At 70.4% G+C, this 18,465-nt stretch carries 16 protein-coding genes; 7 read left to right on the top strand and 9 right to left on the bottom strand.

Features of this window, described 5'->3' with window-relative positions; genetic code table 11:
* Positions 1-11: 11 nt before the first annotated feature.
* Positions 12-737, bottom strand: a complete 726-nt coding sequence (locus OHA88_RS11775) for an alpha/beta fold hydrolase (protein WP_328625456.1) — start codon at positions 735-737, stop codon at positions 12-14.
* Between the two features lie 353 nt (positions 738-1,090).
* Between OHA88_RS11775 and OHA88_RS11770 the strand changes: the two genes are divergently transcribed.
* Both OHA88_RS11770 and OHA88_RS11765 read left to right on the top strand, forming a co-directional pair.
* Entirely contained in the window at positions 1,091-2,071 is a 981-nt protein-coding gene (locus OHA88_RS11770; RefSeq protein WP_328625455.1) for a helix-turn-helix domain-containing protein, read from the top strand.
* Between the two features lie 553 nt (positions 2,072-2,624).
* A complete protein-coding gene (locus tag OHA88_RS11765) occupies positions 2,625-3,476 on the top strand; it encodes an NmrA/HSCARG family protein (protein ID WP_328625454.1) in 852 nt (283 codons plus the stop codon).
* A 368-nt stretch (positions 3,477-3,844) separates the two neighbouring features.
* On the opposite strand, the gene OHA88_RS11760 is transcribed toward OHA88_RS11765, so the two are convergent.
* Complete coding sequence (locus tag OHA88_RS11760) at positions 3,845-4,180, bottom strand: DUF6204 family protein (protein ID WP_266999974.1); 336 nt, start codon at positions 4,178-4,180, stop codon at positions 3,845-3,847.
* A gap of 213 nt (positions 4,181-4,393) precedes the next feature.
* Between OHA88_RS11760 and OHA88_RS11755 the strand changes: the two genes are divergently transcribed.
* Positions 4,394-6,364 carry a DUF5107 domain-containing protein gene (locus tag OHA88_RS11755; RefSeq protein ID WP_328625453.1) on the top strand — a complete coding sequence of 657 codons (1,971 nt, stop codon included), beginning with the start codon at positions 4,394-4,396 and terminating at the stop codon, positions 6,362-6,364.
* Between the two features lie 101 nt (positions 6,365-6,465).
* Here the strand turns inward: OHA88_RS11755 and OHA88_RS11750 are convergent, their stop codons facing one another.
* The 4 genes from OHA88_RS11750 to OHA88_RS11735 form a co-directional block, all read right to left on the bottom strand.
* Positions 6,466-6,819, bottom strand: a complete 354-nt coding sequence (locus OHA88_RS11750) for a VOC family protein (RefSeq protein ID WP_266999970.1) — start codon at positions 6,817-6,819, stop codon at positions 6,466-6,468.
* A 62-nt stretch (positions 6,820-6,881) separates the two neighbouring features.
* Positions 6,882-7,691 (bottom strand): methyltransferase domain-containing protein, encoded by an 810-nt coding sequence (locus OHA88_RS11745; protein WP_328625452.1) that lies wholly within the window; start codon positions 7,689-7,691, stop codon positions 6,882-6,884.
* Between the two features lie 107 nt (positions 7,692-7,798).
* A complete protein-coding gene (locus OHA88_RS11740) occupies positions 7,799-9,304 on the bottom strand; it encodes a bifunctional phosphatase PAP2/diacylglycerol kinase family protein (protein WP_266999966.1) in 1,506 nt (501 codons plus the stop codon).
* Positions 9,305-9,401: 97 nt separating this feature from the next.
* Positions 9,402-11,033: an IS200/IS605 family accessory protein TnpB-related protein gene (locus OHA88_RS11735; protein ID WP_328625451.1), complete on the bottom strand. Its 1,632-nt coding sequence runs from the start codon at positions 11,031-11,033 to the stop codon at positions 9,402-9,404.
* Positions 11,034-11,218: 185 nt separating this feature from the next.
* Here OHA88_RS11735 and OHA88_RS11730 point away from each other — a divergent pair, with 185 nt between their 5' ends.
* The 3 genes from OHA88_RS11730 (at position 11,219) to OHA88_RS11720 (ending at position 13,550) form a co-directional block, all read left to right on the top strand.
* On the top strand, positions 11,219-11,779 hold the full coding sequence (locus OHA88_RS11730) for a TIGR03086 family metal-binding protein (RefSeq protein WP_328629660.1): 561 nt from the start codon (positions 11,219-11,221) through the stop codon (positions 11,777-11,779).
* A gap of 149 nt (positions 11,780-11,928) precedes the next feature.
* Positions 11,929-12,702 (top strand): IclR family transcriptional regulator, encoded by a 774-nt coding sequence (locus OHA88_RS11725; RefSeq protein WP_266999962.1) that lies wholly within the window; start codon positions 11,929-11,931, stop codon positions 12,700-12,702.
* A gap of 5 nt (positions 12,703-12,707) precedes the next feature.
* The gene (locus tag OHA88_RS11720; RefSeq protein ID WP_328625450.1) at positions 12,708-13,550 is read left to right on the top strand and encodes an SMP-30/gluconolactonase/LRE family protein; all 843 of its coding nucleotides are present in this window, start codon (positions 12,708-12,710) and stop codon (positions 13,548-13,550) included.
* A 48-nt stretch (positions 13,551-13,598) separates the two neighbouring features.
* Here the strand turns inward: OHA88_RS11720 and OHA88_RS11715 are convergent, their stop codons facing one another.
* The 3 genes from OHA88_RS11715 to OHA88_RS11705 form a co-directional block, all read right to left on the bottom strand.
* On the bottom strand, positions 13,599-14,561 hold the full coding sequence (locus OHA88_RS11715) for a hypothetical protein (protein ID WP_326606612.1): 963 nt from the start codon (positions 14,559-14,561) through the stop codon (positions 13,599-13,601).
* A 101-nt stretch (positions 14,562-14,662) separates the two neighbouring features.
* Positions 14,663-15,685: a zinc-dependent alcohol dehydrogenase gene (locus OHA88_RS11710; RefSeq protein ID WP_328625449.1), complete on the bottom strand. Its 1,023-nt coding sequence runs from the start codon at positions 15,683-15,685 to the stop codon at positions 14,663-14,665.
* Positions 15,682-16,836, bottom strand: a complete 1,155-nt coding sequence (locus OHA88_RS11705) for a mandelate racemase/muconate lactonizing enzyme family protein (protein WP_328625448.1) — start codon at positions 16,834-16,836, stop codon at positions 15,682-15,684. Before OHA88_RS11705 ends, OHA88_RS11710 begins: the two co-directional genes overlap by 4 nt.
* Positions 16,837-17,095: 259 nt before the next feature.
* Between OHA88_RS11705 and OHA88_RS11700 the strand changes: the two genes are divergently transcribed.
* Positions 17,096-18,379, top strand: a complete 1,284-nt coding sequence (locus OHA88_RS11700; protein WP_328625447.1) for an aminotransferase class I/II-fold pyridoxal phosphate-dependent enzyme — start codon at positions 17,096-17,098, stop codon at positions 18,377-18,379.
* Positions 18,380-18,465 lie beyond the last annotated feature (86 nt).

The following is an 18,465-nucleotide window of genomic DNA, read 5'->3' as shown; positions in this document are numbered from 1 at the left end:
TGGCAGGGTCGTCAGTGAATGCAGGCTGTGACGGCCTTGTGGATGAACTCCGCGACGCGCTTGGGATGGGCAAGCATGACCAGGTGGGAGGAATCGACCTCGGCGGTGGTCATGCCGGCCCGGCGGTAGCCATAGCGCTCCACGTCAGGGTTGATGGTGTGGTCGGAGGAGCACACCAGCCCCCAGGAAGGCTTCGTCCGCCATGCCGCGACGGGAGCCTTCTCCGCGAACGCCAACGCTGCCAGCGGGCGTTGGGACACAGCGAGGACGGTCGCGAGGTCGCGGTCGACATCGGCCGCGAAGACGTCCGGGAAGGCGTCGGGCCGGACAGAGACGTCGGTGCCGGGCTCACTGGAGCCCTCGACCGGGAAGGGCGTGTACACAAGCACGTTGGCGAGATCGGAGTCCGGGAACCGGCCCTGCAGCTCACCCAGGCTTTCCCCTTCTTCCAGGGCGTAGCCCGCCACGTATACCAGTGCCTGGACGTTGTCCTCCGCGCCGGCCACGGTGATGACGGCGCCCCCGTAGGAGTGACCGACCAGGACGACCGGTCCGGGTACCTGGCGCACGACCGAGGCGATGTATTCGGCGTCTCCGAGCAGACTGCGGTTGGGGACCGCCGGAGCCACCACGTTCAGGCCCCGGGCGGTGAGCTCAGGGATGACACGGGCGAAACTCGAGGCGTCGGCGAAGGCGCCGTGAACCAGAACGACGGTCGGGGTGGCAGAGCTGGGCACAGCAAGCTCCTCAGAGCAGAGGGTGGGAAGGGTGGATGGCCTCACAGCCTGAGGCGGCGGGCCTGCTCGAAACGCTAGGGGGAGCCCGGCCGGCCAGCCTTGCCTGTTCGTGCTCCGCGGTTGCCCCTCTGTGCTTACCTCCACCGAGGACATGGGCTCAGCCAGGTGTGGCGCTCGTGCTGATCGGCTTCACGTTCATTCGGACACTCACAGCCTTTGCGCAAGGAGGTTTTGCGCCGCGAATTCTTCCTCCGATTCTTCCTGGACGACGCAGCGGCGGAGTGGTGACATCGTCAGGGCCCGTACCGCGGCGCTCACCGCCGGTCGATCAAGATGCCCCTGGGGGAAGCCTCGTGTCCACCGCCCTTTCCACGTCGCAGTTGTCCTCCTCCGACCGGGTGGAGTGCTGGCACGAAGCGGTGTCGCGCACCTTCATACCGCTCGACGTCAACCTCCTTGAGAAGGAACCGTCGCCTGGAATGATTGTCAGCAATCAGCTCGGCGTCCTGGGGGTCTCGCGTGTCCAGGCAGGACCGCAAATGGTGACGCGCAGCAAACGCCTCATCGCCCGGGATGGTCAAAGATTTCTTATTCTCAGTCTCCAGGGGCGAGGTACCGCAATAAAGGAGCAGGACGGCCGAGAATCTGTGATAAAGCCGCGCGAATTCTCCATATCCGATTCCTCTCGCCTGTTCAGGAAGAAACTCCAGAGCGAATTTTGTTTCACCTCCTTCCACTTCCCCCGGGAAGAGCTTCACGTGCGGGACGAGGATCTGCGGGCGCTGACTGCGACAGCCTTCTCCAGTGACACGGGAAGTGCTGCACTGGTGGCAACCTATTTCGAGCGCATGGCGCGCGAAGCAGCGGGTTTCGACGCCGCCGTCGGCCGTCAGTTCGCCGCCACGGGGCTCGACCTGCTGGCACTCTTGATCGACGAGCGGCGCGGTCGCTTCACTTCCCAGGCTCCGGAGCTCGCCGCAGCCACACTTGTGCGGGTGAAGGACCACATCATGCGAAACCTTTCCGACCCCGACCTGTCACCCTCCACGATCGCCGCAGCGCACTTCATGTCGGTTCGCTACTTGCACAAGTTGTTCGAGCTCGAGGGAGCCACGGTGGGCGGCTGGATCCGGATGCAGCGCCTGGAGCGATGCCGCAGGGACCTTCTGCGGCCCGCAGCCGTGAGTGTCGGGGTGGCGGCCGTGGCCCGGCGCTGGGGTTTTGTGAGCCCCAGCCACTTCAGCCGTGTCTTCCGCGCGGCTTACGGTATGACGCCTCGCGAATGGCAGGTTCACGGCCTACCCGGTGAGCGGCACACCGATGAGAGGCTTTGAGGTGTCGCTTTCCTCTCTGTCGCAGAGGTTTCAGGCACCGGCGGTGCGGCTGCCCCAAACTCGTCAAGTCGAACTGGATAACCCTGCGACTGGACTCGACGGCCTGACCCGCGCCGGGCGAGCTCCTCGGCGGCAACGTCCCATCTGCCTGGGAACACCGGGAACCGAGCGTACTCACGCAGGCCAGGAGCAGTGGGGTGCCTCGGCGAGACGACCGTGCCTGTGAGCGTACGTCCGTCGTTCGAGTGCGAGCCGCTGGCAATCGACAGCACTCTCGCGCCGACGGGAATCTAAGCGTGCACTCTCAGGCAACGCGTCTTCCGATTCAGCCCCTAGTGTCGAACCCGTAGCACCTGTCAGGGCTACCTGGCAGCGATCCCGTCCATCGGCTGGCTCGGCTCCATGAAAACCACCAACAGGCCGGGTCGTTCCCGCTCGAGTACGCCTGACGGACGACGCGACGCCATGCTTCGTTTGCTGTGCGGGACGGATGCTTACCGTTGGGACAGGCTGTCAATCCGATATCGCCGCCCACGAGGAAAGGAAATCTTCGATGGCCGAAGAGCCGATACTGGTGCTTGCTGCAACCGGGGGGCAGGGGAGAGCTGTGACCGACGCTCTACTGTGCCGCCGAGCCCGGGTCCGAGCACTGGTACGTGACCCCGACCGCAGAGACGCGCAGGAACTGGCCAACCGGGGCGTCGAGGTAGTGGCAGGTTCGCTGAGCGATCGTGGTTCGCTCGTCGCGGCCATGAGGGGGGCGGCGGGTGTCTTCGCGCTCACCACACCCTTCGAAAGTGGTGTCGAGGCGGAGGTACGTCAGGGGCGGGCAATCCTTTCTGCCGCCGCGGAAGTGCGTGTTCCGCATCTCGTGTTCAGCTCTGTGGCCGGGGCTGACCAGGAGAGTGGGGTCCCGCATTTCGATAGCAAGGCGCGTATCGAAGCGGAACTGGTCTCCGGCGATGTGCCGTTCACGATTCTCGGGCCGACGTACTTCTTCGACAACGCGCTCGGCGGAGCGGAGCGCATCCTCGGCGGCGTTCTTGACCTGCCGCTCCCTGCTGATCGGGCGTTGCAGCAACTTGCCCGCCCCGACCTCGGCGCCTTCGCGGCGGAAGTACTGCTCCAGCCTGGGCTCTACGTCGGACAGCGCATCGAGTTGGCCAGCGATGCACCCACTCCCGTGCAGATGGCGTCCGCGCTCAGCGCGGCGCTGGGACGGGAGGTCCTCCACCGGTCAGTTCCGCCGGCCGCAGTCGGCAATCCGGACATGCGTGCGATGTGGACGTTTTTGAACGGCCCCGGCTATCGCGTCGATATCCCCACACTCCACGCTTCTCGCCCTGAGGTCAGCTGGACCAGCTTCGCCGACTGGGCGCACCGCACGTGGGCGACTGCCCGCTGAACCAGCGATCTGCCTGGTCAACAACGCTACGGGTCAACACATCTAGTACTCCAGCCGGACTTCTTCATTAGCGCTGGTCAACGGCTTGGGTGTGGAGAGTGTAGCGGGCTGGAACGGGGGTGGGACGGTCTTTGCCGGGCCGTCGCACGAACGTGTGGCCGCGGTGCTTGTAGTGGCAACGTTCCGGGCAGTCCGCCCGCATGAACGATGCACCAACGAACCTGTGGGAAGAGGGACTTGGCGATCTCCTCTAGCGGATCGGGGGCCGTTTCGCCCGGGTGGAGCCCCGGCGCCGGATGCGGGAATACGTCCGTGGGCTCCTTGGCCCTGTGCAGCCATCGGCCCGCCGTCACGCCGCCCCCTGACGCCTACCGACCCTTGTAGTTGATCTTCATGGTGTCCATGTCGGTCGCGGTGGAGCGCAGCCGCCCGTAGCCGTACCCGTGCTCCTTCAGCGTCGTCTCCGCCCGGTCCTCGGCGATCGCGGATGCCATCTCTTCGCCGTCCTCGGCGTCCGATACGACCACGTACCGGAAGCTGAAGTGCTTGAGCACCGTGTCGTAGGTGAGCGAACCCTCCTCGGTGAACTGCATCGCCTCCAGGCCGTGCTGTTCCACCTCTGCCAGCAGGCGGGCGCGGGCCTCGTCCGTGAGGCCCTCCCAGGTGCCGCGCACGATCACTCGGTAGGTGTGCTGGGTGCTCATCCCGTTCTGCCGCCTCTGTCGCATGAACTGTTGAGGATCAAGGCTACGACGGCGAGCACGAGACGCACGTGGAATATTGTCGCCGTCGACGCCGGGGGCGGCTTTTGCCGAAGTCTGACGGCGACGCCCCTGGTCGGGGCGGCTTCGAGAGTGTTCCATGGTCATCGGGGGCGCCCGGACCTGCGGCGGCCCGCGCGAGGGAGCGAGGTTGCTTTGGCCACGACCGTACGACGAGCCGTACTGACTCTGCCCGCCGCACCGCTGGGCCCGGAAAACCCGCTGCCGGCGCTGCGGCCGCTCGACGAGATGCATGTCGTCGACGACCGCGACCGGGCCGGGCTGCCGCGCGACATGGCACGGCAGATCGGCTACGAGCCGCTGACCACCGTCCTGCCAGTGCGCATTCTCGACGGGTACGGACGCGAGCGGACCCCCACCGACCTGGACGCGATCGTCATCGAGAACGACCGGCTCCGGGCCACGGTCCTGCCCGGGCTCGGCGGCCGGATCCACTCCCTCCACCACAAGCCGACCGGCCGGGAGCTGCTCTACACCAACCCCGTCCTGCAGCCTGCCGACTTCGCCCTCAACGGCGCCTGGTTCTCCGGCGGCATCGAGTGGAACATCGGCGCGACCGGTCACACCACACTGTCCTGCGCGCCGGTGCACGCCGCCCGCGTCCCCGCACCCGACGGCGGTGAAATGGTCCGTCTCTGGGAGTGGGAGCGGCTGCGCGACCTGCCGTTCCAGGTGGACCTGTGGCTGCCGGGGGACTCCGACTTCCTCCATGTCGGGGTACGGATACGCAACCCGCACGAGCACACCGCGCCCGTCTACTGGTGGTCCAACATCGCCGTCCCGGAGGGCGCATGGTCCCGGGTGCTGGCCCCTGCCGACGAGGCCTGGCACTTCGGTTACGAGCGGACCCTGACCCGGGTGCCCGTGCCGGAGACCGGTTCCGTCGACCGTACGTACCCGCTGCGCAGCGACTTCCCCGCCGACTACTTCTACGAGGTGCCCGACGGCACCCGCCGCTGGATCGCCTCCCTCGACGAGGACGGTCACGGACTCGTCCAGACCTCCACCGACCTGCTGCGCGGCCGCAAGCTCTTCCTCTGGGGCAGCGGGCCCGGCGGGCGCCGGTGGCAGCAGTGGCTCACCGAGCCCGGCACCGTCGGCTACGCGGAGATCCAGGCCGGACTCGCCCGTACCCAGCTGGAGCACATCCCGCTCGAACCCGGCGCCGAGTTCAGCTGGCTGGAGTCGTACGGACCGCTGACCGCCAACCCCGGTGTCGTGCACGGTGACGACTGGGCCGCGGCCCGCGCCGAGACCGAGCAGCGCCTCGCCGAAGCCCTGCCGCGCGCCGACGTCGACGCCGCGTACGCGGCCTGGCGCCCGCACGCCGACACCGAGCCCGGTGAGTTCCTTGCCGCCGGCTCCGGCTGGGGCGCCCTCGAAGTCCGGCGCGGCAAGTACCGACTCCCGGGCACACCGTTCGCCGAGTCCACCCTCGGCGAACAGCAGGCACCCTGGCTGCACCTCCTCGACCAGGGCGCCTTCCCCGAGCCGCGCCGTGTGACGCCCCCCGGACCCTCGCTCGTCTCCGCACACTGGCGCGACATGCTGGAGACGGCATCCGCCGAACCCCTCACCGAGTACCACCTCGGCGTCGCCCAGTGGCACGCCGGCGACCGCGCCCAGGCGGTCCGCAGCTGGGAGCGCGGTCTGGCCCTCGCCCCGTCCCGCTGGCCGCTGCTGCGCTGCCTGGCCGTCGCCGCCCAGGAGGGCGGCCAGCGGAGCAGGGCCGCCGACCACTACGCCGAGGCGTTCGAGGACCTCTGCGCGGAACGCCGGGACGACGGCGAAGCCTGGACCGCCGCCACCACTGCCCTCGGCCATGAGGCGATAGAGGCGCTGCTGGCGGCCGGGCGGCCCGACGAGGCCCGCACGGTCTGGGCCGGGCTGCGCCCGGCGATCCGGCAGCGGGGCCGGTTCCGCCTGCTGGAGGCCCGACTCCTGCTCGCCGAGGGCGACCCTGCGGCGGCCCGTGCCGTCTTCGACGAGGGCTTCGAGGTCGCGGACCTGCGGGAGGGGGCGGAGATCCTGGACGAGGTCTGGTCGGCGCTCAGTGACGAACCGCTGCCCGACGCGTACAACTACCGTATGCGTCCGAAGAGTTGACCGGAGACCTTCCGGGGTGAGCGGCCCACGCGCGAACCGGCCGGTGAGGTGCCGGCGCGCGTGGGTACGGAGCGATGTCAGAGGTTCCGGAACCTGCCGGATCAGGCCGACAGGTTCCGGTCGACGTACTCGAAGACCGAGCCGTCCGGATGGACCGCGATCAGGTTCCGGCCGACCGGGGTCGGTACCGGGCCCGCGAGTATCCGGGCGCCGACGCGGGTGAGCGACTCATGCGCGTCGTCGACGTTCTTCACCGCGATCGTCGCCGTCACCTTGCGCAGGATCTCCAGCTCCGACTCGGGGCCACTCATCAGCAGAAAGCAGCCGATCGCGGCGACCGAGACACCGCCGCGCTCGAAGCGCAGCGCCGGACTGGCTGTGAGGTCCTCGTAGAAGGCCACCGCGGCCTCCAGGTCGTCGACGCAGATGCGCAGCGTGGTTCCCAGAATTTCCATGCGGAACAGGGTAGTTGGCGGGACCGCGCCCTGTGATCGATTCCGGTGGCCGGCCGGCCGCGTCAGGCGCGGCAGAGCACTTCGCCGTGCGGGACCATGAACCATGCGTCGTCCTGCTCGCCCCAGGCGCGCCAGGCCGCTGCGATGTCGGTCAGCTGCTCGGTGGTCGCATGGCCACCGTCGACGGCCAGCTTCGCGTACGCCGAGCCGACCGTACGGTCCGCCCACAGACCGCTCCACCAGACCCGGTTCTCCGGCGTGGCGAAACACCAGGCGGCGGCGGACGGGGTGATGTCGGTGAAGCCGGCTCGTCGGGCCCAGGAGAGCAGCCGCCGGCCCGCGTCCGGCTCGCCACCATTGGCGCGGGCCACCCGCCGGTACAGCTCCTGCCACGCGTCCATGACCGGCACCTCGGGGTACCAGGTCATCGCCGCGTAGTCGCTGTCGCGGGCCGCGACGATGCCGCCGGGGCGGCAGACTCTCCGCATCTCGCGCAGTGCCTGCACCGGGTCGCCCACATGCTGCAGCACCTGGTGGGCGTGCACGACGTCGAAGGAGTCGTCGGGGAAGTCCAGGTCGTGCACGTCGGCGGTGGCGAACTCCAGGTTTTCCAGGCCGCGTTCGGCGGCGACCTCGGCGGCCTGGTCCAGGATCTCCCCGTTGGTGTCGACCGCGGTCACCGGGCCGGGGGCGACCAGCGCCGCCAGATCCGCGGTGATGGTGCCCGGACCGCAGCCGACGTCCAGCACCGCCATGCCCGGCCGGAGTTCGCCGATCAGATAGGCCGCCGAGTTGGCGGCAGTGCGCCAGCGGTGCGAGCGCAGCACCGACTCGTGGTGGCCGTGGGTGTAGACGGCGGTCTCCTTCGGCATGGCTGTGCGTCCTCTCTCGGAGCGTGATGCGAAGCGCTGAGCGATGCACCAACGGTACGCCGAGATGTCGGATCGTGAGATACGCGTCTTGATATATGGACCTCACCTCATACGGTCATCGGGCAGTAGACGGTCAGTGCCTCCGGAAGCTTGTCGATCACCAACTCCCCCTGACTGTGCGCAACTTCGCCGTCGTACGCATAGGGTGTTCCCGGGGTCAGGCCGGCGATCCGCACCCTTCGAAGGCGCACCGCCGCATGAACGGGGGAGCGGGTCAAAGGGCCCGCAACCGCAGCCGCGAGGAGGCGAAGGCCGGGTGTGCGGCCGCCGTGCACCGCCCGGACGTCCAGCAGTCCGTCCGCGAGGTTGTGGCGTCGGCCCGGTGCCGGGCCCACCCGCCGGAACATGCCGTTGCCCACGAACAACAGCCACAACGGCCGCCGCTCTCCTTGCAGTTCGGCCTCCAGTGGGCGATCGCCGCGCAGTACATGGAGCGCCGCCAGGACGCCTGCCGGCCAGCCGCCGATGCGCGGTGCCCAGTGCTCGCGGGTCCGTACCAGCTCCGGATAGGCGCCCAGGCTGAAGGCGTTGAGGAAGTAGCCCGGCGCGCCGGCCGGCCCGTCCGGCCCCGGCCGGAAGCGGCCGAGGTCGACCCGTACCGCATCGCCCGCGGTCAGCGCGGCACAGACGTCGTCCACCGTCTCGATGCCCAGGTCGTAGGCGAAGTGGTTGAGGGTTCCGCCGGGGAACACCGCGAGCGGCACACGGTGCGCGGCGGCGACGGCAGCGGCGCTGTTGACCGTGCCGTCGCCCCCGCAGATCCCGAGCGCACGGCCCTGTCCGGCGGCCTTCTCCAGTTCGGCGGAGAGCTCGCCGGGCGCGCACTCCACCACCTCGGCGAGCGGCAGCGAGTCCCGCACCAGCGAGGCCGTGGCCGTGGCCGAGCCGGACTCCTGGTTGACGACGACCACCAGGCCCCGGCCGCCCGGCAGGGCGGGCGCATGGGCGGGCGGTCTGCCCGGCGCGGGCAGCTGTCCTCGCGTCGGTACGACACCGCGCAGGGCGAACGCGGCTCCTATGCCGAGCGCCGCACCGGCCAGCACATCACTCGGATAGTGGACCCCCGTATAGACGCGGGAGGCGGCGACCGCCAGTGCGAGCGGGGCGACCGCCGCACCCCAGCCCTTCGACTCGAGGGCCACGCCCGTGGCGAAGGCTGCCGCCGACGCGGCATGCCCGGACGGGAAGGAGGTGGTGAACGGCTGGCGCGTGAGCCGCCGTATCACCGGTACGGCGTCCAGTACCGGCCGCTCCCTGCGCACCGCACCCTTCCCCACGGTGTTGATCGCGGCCGAGGCCACGGCCAGCGAGACCACCCCGCGGAGCGCGGCGCGCCGGGCCCGGGCGCTGCCGCCGAGTGCCGCCATGCCCGCCGCGGCACCGAACCACAGCAGCCCGTGATCGGCACTGCGGCTCAGTCGCGGCAGTACGGGGCCGGCGCCCGGCCAGTGCCGGCCGGCCACGCTCCGGAAGACGGCGAGATCGCGCCGGTGCAGCCAGGTGCGGAGTCCGGTGGGCGAGGGGACTGAGGATGCGTTGCTCGGAGACGACATGGGACTGCGGATACCCCTTTCGGCCGCGCCGAAGCAGCAGGCGCGCTCGCGCGCGGCTCTCCGGACGAGACAGTGGTCACATGGCATCTCACCGTTCCTAGCCAGTGCGCATGAGTGAGTCCTGGACCCACTGCTGCGTGCTGGGCGCATCCCGAACGGTGTTGGATGCGCTGGGTTCCCGCTTTCGCTTCCCGCTCGGCGACGGCCCTCCAGGGGGCCGGTCCGTGGTGGGTGGGCGGGTTCCCTCACGCCCCCGGTTGCCTGGTCCGGCCTGGGCGGTCCGATGCCCCGCACGATCACTCCGGTCGTGTGGGGGCGGTGCCGTCCGACGCCGGACCGGGTGACCGAGGGCGCGTCTCCCGATCGCGATACCGGCGGCATCGTGACGGGACATGGTGCGGTGCGGCGTGGTCAGCGGTTTCTGCCAGTGCTGGGCACCCCACAGGCTGGTGTAGGCCGGGTCGACCGCGACAACGCTCAGGCCCTGTTCGGCGGCCATGGACACCAGCCTGGCCTTCAGCTTGGCGGTCGGCATGCCGGAGATGAGCTGCCTAAACCGCTTGCGGCGACCGTGCTTCTCCCGGGTCTTCTCAGGCGTGAAGTCGAGGTCTTCGATGCCGATCGCAGCGACACCGACCCGCACCGCCCAGTTGATCAACCGGGTCAGGGCGTGGCGGATCTGTGCGTCGCGGTGACCGGCCGAACCGGACAGGTCGTAGCCGAAGCGGTGCGGCTCACCGACCGGGTTGCCGTGCCGGTCGAGCCGGTAGGCGGCGAAATGATCGGCGTTCGTATCCACGCCGATCATGCCCCGGCCTCGGGCGGTCTCCCACGGGATCGTCTGCACGACGGGGCGCTGCCAGGATGCGGTGAGGTACCAGCGGCCCCGGTCTGTGTCGAGGTGGATGCGATAGGCGACGGCCTGGTTGGCTTCGATGCGGTCGGCCCACTCCGCGCCCCGGTGCGCGAACCCGATACGGACGGTGAGGGTGTACCGGCCGTGCTTGGCGTTGGCCAGGTGCGCAAGCGGGGCAGGCAGCTTGATGGACACTTCGCCGTCCGGGGTGACGCGGATCGTCTCGTTCCCGAACCGCTTCCCAGACTCACCGTCGGCAGCGATGAACCAGCGTTCCGCCTCCCACCGTTGCTGCCACTCGTCCTCGGTGAGATGGGCCTGGGCGAGGTGGTGGCGGGTGTTCAGGAGACGCTTTCCGCCCCGGACCACCCGCACCCGTCCGGCCTGCCAGTCGGCGACGGCCGCCGCGTGCCGCGCCTCCAGCATCGCGAGGCGGCGGGACTTGCGGAACCACTCGCTCTTCGACCGGTAGCCACCCGCCGCGCGCCTGGTGCCCTTCTCCCCGAGCGGGAGGGACAGCCGGTGCCGCAACGTCTTGATCCCGGCAGCCAGGTTCTGGATATACGCCGCCTGACAACGGCGCGCGAGCGCCCACTGATCATGCGTGGCCTTCGTGATCGCACCCGCGATCCGCGACGACGACACCCCGGTCAGCTCCCGCTTACGCGCTGCCCAGGTGTCCGCGCTGTGATCCAGACCGTCTGCACAGCGGGCCTTGAGATCACCGGAAGCCAACGCACCCTGATGCTCACCCACCGCACGCAGCACCCTCTCGTCCTCGGGCGTGAGGTGCTTGAGACGGTCCCGGACCGCCACCCCGAAAGGCCCAGGCACCACGAAGGACGTCGCCAGCTTCCGTAAACCATCCACCATCCACCCCCACGGTCGGACACCTGCCACCCGAACCAACGAGCACCAGCCGCCAAGGTCACCCATTCGACCCCAGAACCCCCGTTCCCACCCCCACCAACCCACCCACAGGACTCGCTCCCGCTCGCTACAACTCACTTCAATGCAGCAAACCGGCAGCAGCTCGCAACCCTCTCTCCGCCCGTGACCTGCTCGACCGGCACGCCGAGGCACTCCAGCTCTTCACGGACCGGGTGCATGCCGTGCGCGATGACCAGTGGTCCGCATCGACGCCGTGCACCGAGTGGTCCGTCCGTGATCTGGTCGCCCATCTCACGTCCGAGCAGTTGTGGGTCCCACCGCTGGTGACGGAGGGCCGTAGCGTCGCCGAGGTGGGTGACGCCTTTGACGACGATGTGCTGGGCGACGACCCGGTCACGGTGTGGGACCGTGCGGCGGCAGAGGCCCGCAAGGCGTTCGCGGCTCCCGGAGCGCTGAAGCGGACCGTGAATCTCTCGTACGGGGACAGCGCCGCCGACGCCTACTGCGCGCAGATGGTGAGCGACGCGGTGGTGCACTCCTGGGACCTCTCCCGGGCGATCGGCGCCGACGAACGGCTGCCGGAGGATCTCGTCGAGTTCACCCGGCGTGAGGTCGGGCCGTACGTGAAGGGCCTGTCGCAGACCGGTCTGTTCGCCCCGCCCGTCAAGACCGAGAAGGGCGCAGACCCGCAGACCGAGCTGCTCGCGCTGCTCGGGCGGCAGGTCTGACAAAGCGGCGGCAAACGGGTCATATCGACGCATCGGCAGGACATCGGGGCGGGTCGGCGGCATTGCCGTCACAAGTGCGCTACGACTAGCCTGTGTTCGCGATTCCGGCCAATGGTCGGAGTGTCGAACGCGAGAGGTGGGTGCACAAGATGGGGCGACTCGTCCCTGCGGTGACCAGAGCCCTGGACGTACTCGAACTCTTCCTCCATGGTGACGGAACGCTCTCCGCGCCCGAGGTCACCCGCAAGCTCCAGTTGCCGCGCACCACCGTTCACGAGCTGCTGACCACCCTCGCCGCCCGCTCGTACCTGGTGGCGCTCCCGGACCAGCCCGGCCGCTACCGCCTCGGTGTCCGCACCTATCAGCTGGGCAGCCGGTACGCCGAGCAGCTCGACCTCGCCGCCGAGGGGCAGCAGGTGGCCCGTGAGGTCGCCGAGACCTGCGGCGAGACGGTCCATGTGGCGATCCTGGAGGACACCGACGTCATCTATATCGCCAAGGTGGACTCCACCCATGCGGTACGGATGGTCTCGGCGGCCGGACGCCGGCTGCCCGCCCACTGCACCTCTGTCGGCAAGATGCTGCTCGCCACCCTGCCCGACCGGGAGCTCGACGCCCGGCTCGACGGCCGCGAACTCACCGGCATGACCCCCAACAGCATCACGGACCCTGCCGAGTTGCGCACCGTGCTCTCCGGCGTGCGGGAGCGGGGCATTGCGGTGGAGCACCGTGAGTCCAACCCGGATGTGAGCTGTGTGGCGGCTCCGGTGCGGGACCGGGCGGGCCGGGTCGTCGCCGCGCTCTCCATCTCCGTACCGATGATCCGCTGGAACGAGAAGCGCGAGCAGGAGTTGGCGGTCCTCGCGGCGGACGGCGCCGACGCCCTCTCCGTCCGTCTCGGGCACCACCGGAGGGAACAGTGAGCGGGATGCGCCTCGACGTGGCCGTGCGGGAGCAGGCCGAGCTCGGCGAGGGCCCGACCTGGGACCCGGCGACCGGCCGGCTGATCTGGGTCGACATCCTCTCCGCCCGCGTCCACACGTACGACCCGGTGAGCGGCCGCCGCACGGTCATGGCCACCGAGCAGCATGTCGGAGCGGCGAAGCCGCGCGCGGGCGGCGGGCTGGTCGTCAATCTGCGAGACGGCATCGGACTCTACGACCCCGATGGCGCCTTCCGCTGGCTGGTGCACGACCCCGAGCCCGGGCGGCGCGGCAACGACGCGGCCGTGGCGCCCGACGGGGCGCTGTGGGCGGGCAGCATGCGCTACAACGAGGCGGAGGTCGGGGGCAGCCTGGCCCGCATCGCACCCGACGGCACGGTCACTCCGGTGCTGCCCGTGGTGGCCTGCAGCAACGGCATCGGGTGGAGCCCGGACGGGCGGCTCATGTACTACATCGACACCCCGACGCGCCGCATCGACGTCTTCGACTTCGACGGCCGGCGCGCCCTGAACCGGCGGCCGTTCGCGACGGTCGAGCAGGGTGCGGGTTTCCCCGACGGGATGACGGTCGATGCCGACGGATGCATATGGGTCGCCCTGTGGGACGGCGGGGCGCTGCGTCGCTACACGGCCGACGGCGCGCTGGACCGGACCGTCGCACTGCCGGTTCGGCGCCCGACGGCCTGTGCCTTCGGCGGTACGGACCTGCGCGACCTGTACATCTCCACGGCCCGGACAGGGCTCGCCGCCCCGCACCCGCTGTCCGGTTCGCTTCTGGTGCTGCCGGGCGCGGGGCAAGGGATGCCGGGGACGGCCTTCGCGGGCTGATTCGGGCGGGGGAGGTTCGAGGAACTCGGCCTCGCTGCGCGCTACCCGCTACTCGCTCGTGAAGCGGCGCAGCGGGCCGGGAAGTCGGGAGCCGAGCGGCGACATGTTTGTTCCGGCGCCGTGCCGGGCCAGCAGGTCGAGGGCCAGCCGTCCCCGACGCACCCGCTCGCGGGCCGTGTCCAGCGCGACATCACGCAGATGCGCGCCGTACGGATAGATGCCGGGCGCCCTGGACAGGCCGAACTTGAGATAGATGGGGGCGCCGCGGCGGATCAGCTCGGCCGCCTCGTACATCCGCACATAGCCGCCGAGGTCGTCCGGCGCCTCGATGTAGAGGTCCATCGGTGCGCCCGAAACCCGTCGGATCTCGGTGAAGTGAGCAAGTGTCAGGTCGGACGGAATATTGATCGAGTCGGCGCCGAGCCCCTCGTGGACCGCGAAGGAGGCCGGGTTCACCGGCCCGATGAGCGCCGACACCTTGAATGTCGTATCGGCGGGCAGTACGCCCCGGGTGCGCAGCCGGTGCAGTGTCCAGAGCACCCCTTCGTCGGCGACGAGCAGGCATTTCACACCCAACTCGGATGCCCGCAGGGCGTCTTCGACGCAGCCGGCCAGCGCGTCATGGCCGCGGGCACGCAGCCCCGCCCCGCCCGAGTCGGTACGGGTGGAGGCGCCCGTGTCCCAGCTTCCGCGCGGTCCGGTGAACAGGCAGAGTTCGACGCTGCGTTCGGCGCAGCCCTCGACCATTTCGGTGATCTCGGCGTCGCTGAGCATCCAGATGCCGCTGCCCTGGCTGATCCGATGGATCGGTACATCGAGCCGGGAGGACTCCTTGAGGACGACGGAGAGGGCCTCCGGACCTTCGACGGACGGCACTTCGGTCCGCCAGGTGCCACCGTCGGGGAAGGCGTACGCGGAGGTGTCGGCCGGGTCGGCGGCGGGCGCGCCCAGCCCGAGCTCGGTGAGCGCGGGCTCGCCGGGGCGACGGGCGGGGGAGTCGGACGAGGTCATTGGCGACCTTTCGTGTTCGATATATCGGACGAGGTTCGGGTGGGCGGGTGTGGGGCTGCATCGGTGCGTGGTGTGAGGAGAGCGGTGGGGCCGACGGGGCTCTACGGGCGCAGCAGCACCTTGCCCGTCCCGGGACCGCCGCCACCGACCAGCGCCACGGCATCCGCGAACCGCTCCAACGGGAACTCGTGCGTGATCAGCGCCGCCGGATCGAGCAGCCCGGCCGTGAACGCCCGCACCGCATAGGACCAGGCCGCCGACGGCGCCCCGAACACACTGCGCACGGTGAGCTGGCTCAGCGACAGATGCACCGGATCGATACCGGCGGCACCCGGCGCGAACATGCCCGTGAGCACCACCCGGCCGCCGCGCCGCGCCAGCAGGCAGGCGTCGGCCGCGGTGGACGGCGCCCCCGCGGTCTCCACGACCAGGTCGTAGCGGCCGCGCACCTCGGCGGCCTCCTTCGGGGTGCGGGCTTCGCTCGCCCCGAACGCCAGGGACCGGCCTGCCCGTTCGTCCCGTGGGTCGATCACCGTCAGCTCCCCGGGCGACATGGCGGAGAGCAGCTGCACGGCGAGCAGCCCGAGCGTCCCCGCACCCACGACGGCGATGCGCTCACCCGGCTCGGGCGCCCCGGCCCGTACGGCCGCAGCGACCACCGCGGCCGGTTCCAGCAGGGCGGCGGCCCGCAGATCCGCGTCGTCGGCCAGCGGGTGCAACAGCCGTGCGGGGACCACGACATGGTCGGCGAACGCCCCGGGCCGGGTGAACCCCGTCTCGTCGTACCCCGCCGTGCACAGCGACGTCTCCCCGCTTCGGCACCGTTCGCAACTGCCGCAGGACCGGAAGCCCTCGGCGACCGTCCGGCGGCCGAGCAGCGCCGGATCGACGCCTGCACCCAGGGCGTCGACCACCCCGGACCATTCGTGGCCGGGCACCACCGGGTAGCGGACGTAGGCGGGGTCGCGATGGCCGTCGTACACCTCGCGGTCGCTCATGCAGATCCCGGCCGCGGCGACCCGCACCCGGACCTCACCGGGACCGGGCTCGGGAACGGGGCCGCTGGTCAGCCGGTGCTCGCCGGGCCGCTCGATCGTGACCGACCGTGAGTGGGCGCTGCTCACTTGGGCTGCCTCCTCTCCCAGCCGTCCGCCCACAGGTCGAATCGGGCCTGCTGCTGCGGGAATTCGGCGGCCGCGTCCACGTCGAGCTCCACGCCGAGGCCCGGAGCGTGGGAGAGCTCGAAACAGCCGGTTGCGGGGTCCACCTGCGGGGCGCCCTTGACGACCTTCTTGATGTCGGCGTCCGCGAAGTCGTTGAAGTGCTCGAGGATCTTGAAGTTGGGTGTGCAGCCTGCGAGTTGGAGACTGGCGGCGGTCAGCACCGAGCCGCCCACATTGTGTGGTGCGATCAGCGTGTAGTGGGTCTCGGCAGTCGCGGCGAGCTTGCGGGTCTCCAGGATGCCGCCGATGTGGCCGACGTCCGGCTGGATGATGTCGGCCGCCTGCGACTCGAAGAGCTCACGGAACTCGATCCGGTCATGGATGCGTTCACCGGTCGCGATCGGCATATCGACCTTGCCGGCGACCTTGCTCAGCGCCTTGAGGTTCTCCGGCGGCACCGGTTCCTCCAGCCAGGCCGGACGGAACGGTGCCATCTCGTGGGCGATCCGTACGGCGGTCGACGGGCTGAACCGGCCGTGCATCTCCAGCATCAGCTCGGCGTCGGGGCCGATGGCGTCCCGTACGGCCTCGATCAGCGACACCGCGTACCGGGTCTCCTGCTGACCCAGCTCGAAGTGGCCGGTCCCGAACGGGTCGATCTTCAGGGCGCGGTAGCCGCGCTCGACGACGGCTCGCGCCGCCTTGTGGTACGCCTCCGGGGTGCGCTCGGTGGTGTACCAGCCGTTCGCGTACGCCTTGACCCGCTCGGTGACCTGTCCGCCGAGCAGCTGCCAGACGGGGACGCCGAGCGCCTTGCCCTTGATGTCCCAGCAGGCCATCTCGACGACCGCGATGCCGGACATCACGATCTCTCCGGCCCGCCCGTAGTCGCCGTACTTCATCCGGCGTACGAGGTCCTCCACGGCGAACGGGTCGGAGCCGGAGATGTGGTTGGTCTCCGCCTCGCGCAGGTAGCCGATCAGTGCGTCGGTGCGGCCGAGCATCCGGGTCTCGCCGACACCGGTGAGGCCCTCGTCCGTATGGACCTGGACGTAGGTGAGGTTGCGCCAGGGGGTGCCGACGACGTGTGTGCTGATTCCGGTGATGCGCACGGGAGTTGCCCCTCGACGTGTTCGATATTTCGTCACTCGTTCGAAATTCTGGCGTGACCGTAATGACGCGGCGGGTCGAGTGTCAATGGGGCCGTCGGGTCCCGGTGCCATTCCCGGTCGGAGGGTGCTCCCGGCCGACCGGCCCGTCCGGGGGTGGCCGGTGTGTCGCCCGGCCGGGCAAGCGGTGTCGCTCAAACCTCCGTATAAAGGGCCCTGAGGACGAGACAGGGTGACGGAGCGACAGCGAAGGAGGCCCGGGATGGCGCGGGAGCGGGCCGGGCAGGACGGGGATGCGGGACCGGCCGGGAGTGGCGCCGGGCGGGCCGCCGCCCGGACCCTTCGGGAGGACCGCGGGCCCGTTCGGTACGGGCCGCCCGCACCCGATCCGGGGCTGCCCGTGCTGCCCGAACTGGCCGACGTGCTCGCCGCCGCGGCGGGGCGCAGCGAGCCGGAACCGACCGGCGGCGGCGAGGCCCTCCGCGAGGCGGCCGCCGCCTACTGGATCCGGCGCGGACTGCGCGGCGGACCGCAGCACATCGCCGCCGCCCCCGGCGCCTCACCCCTGCTGCTCGCCCTGATCGCCGCACACGGTGGCGATGTCCTCATGCCGCGCCCGTGTCCCCCCACCTGGATCCCGCAGGCCCGGCTGCTGGGCCGGCCCGCCTACCATGTGCCGACCCCGGCCGAGTGCGGCGGCGTGCCCGATCCGTACGCGCTTCTCGAGACCGTACGCAGGGTGCGCGCCGAGGGCGGCAGACCCCGGCTCCTGCTGATCTCCGTCGTCGACGACCCGACCGCCACGGTCGCGCCGCCGGAACTCGTGCGCGAGGCGTGCGAGGCCGCGGTCGCCGAGGGGATGCACATCGTCAGTGACGAGACCTGGCGCGACACCCTGCACCGGCCGCACGACACCGTCCTGCTCAGCCCCGCCGAGATGTGCCCCGAGGACGTCACCGTCGTCTGTGATCTGTCCGGTGCGCTGACTCCGTCCGCCTGGCCCGTCGCGGTCGCCAGATTCCCGGACACCGAACGGGCGGCGGCGCGGCATGCCCGCACCCTCGACATCCTCACCGCGCTCGGCGCCCTCGTCGCGGGACCGGTGGCTGCCGCGGCCGCCCACGCGCTGCGTGAACCGGAGCCCGTCACGGCGCGGGTCCGCCTGGCCGCCGGGCTGCAGGCGCAGGTCGCGGCCGCGGCCCACCGGGCGGTGCTCTCCTCGGGGGCGCTGGCCAGACCCCCGCAGGCCGGCCGTCATCTCTACGCCGATCTCGGCCCTCTCCGGTCCCGACTGGCCACCCAAGGTGTCACGGACTCCCTGGAACTGGAGGAGTACCTCACCGAGCGCCTCGGCGCTCCCACCCCGGGAGGCCACCGCTTCGGCGACGAGCTGGGTGCGCTGCGGGTGCGGCTGGGCACCGGACCGCTGCTGGGCTCGACGCCGGAGCAGCAGCTGGAGTCCCTCACTGCGGTGGAGCCCCTTGAATTGCCGCACGTCGCCCGAGCGCTGAGCATTTTCACAGCAGCTCTCGGCGAACTCCGCTGACGACGGCATACCCGACGGCGTCCCGGATGGCGTGAGCGATGCCGCACCCGCGACGCGGCACCAGCGGCGCCGTACCCGCGATGACC

The organism is Streptomyces sp. NBC_00353 (assembly GCF_036108815.1).
In the GTDB taxonomy this organism is placed as follows: Bacteria; Actinomycetota; Actinomycetes; order Streptomycetales; family Streptomycetaceae; genus Streptomyces.
Note: the sequence above shows the minus strand (reverse complement) of the source record. Positions and strands in the feature narration are given on the sequence as shown.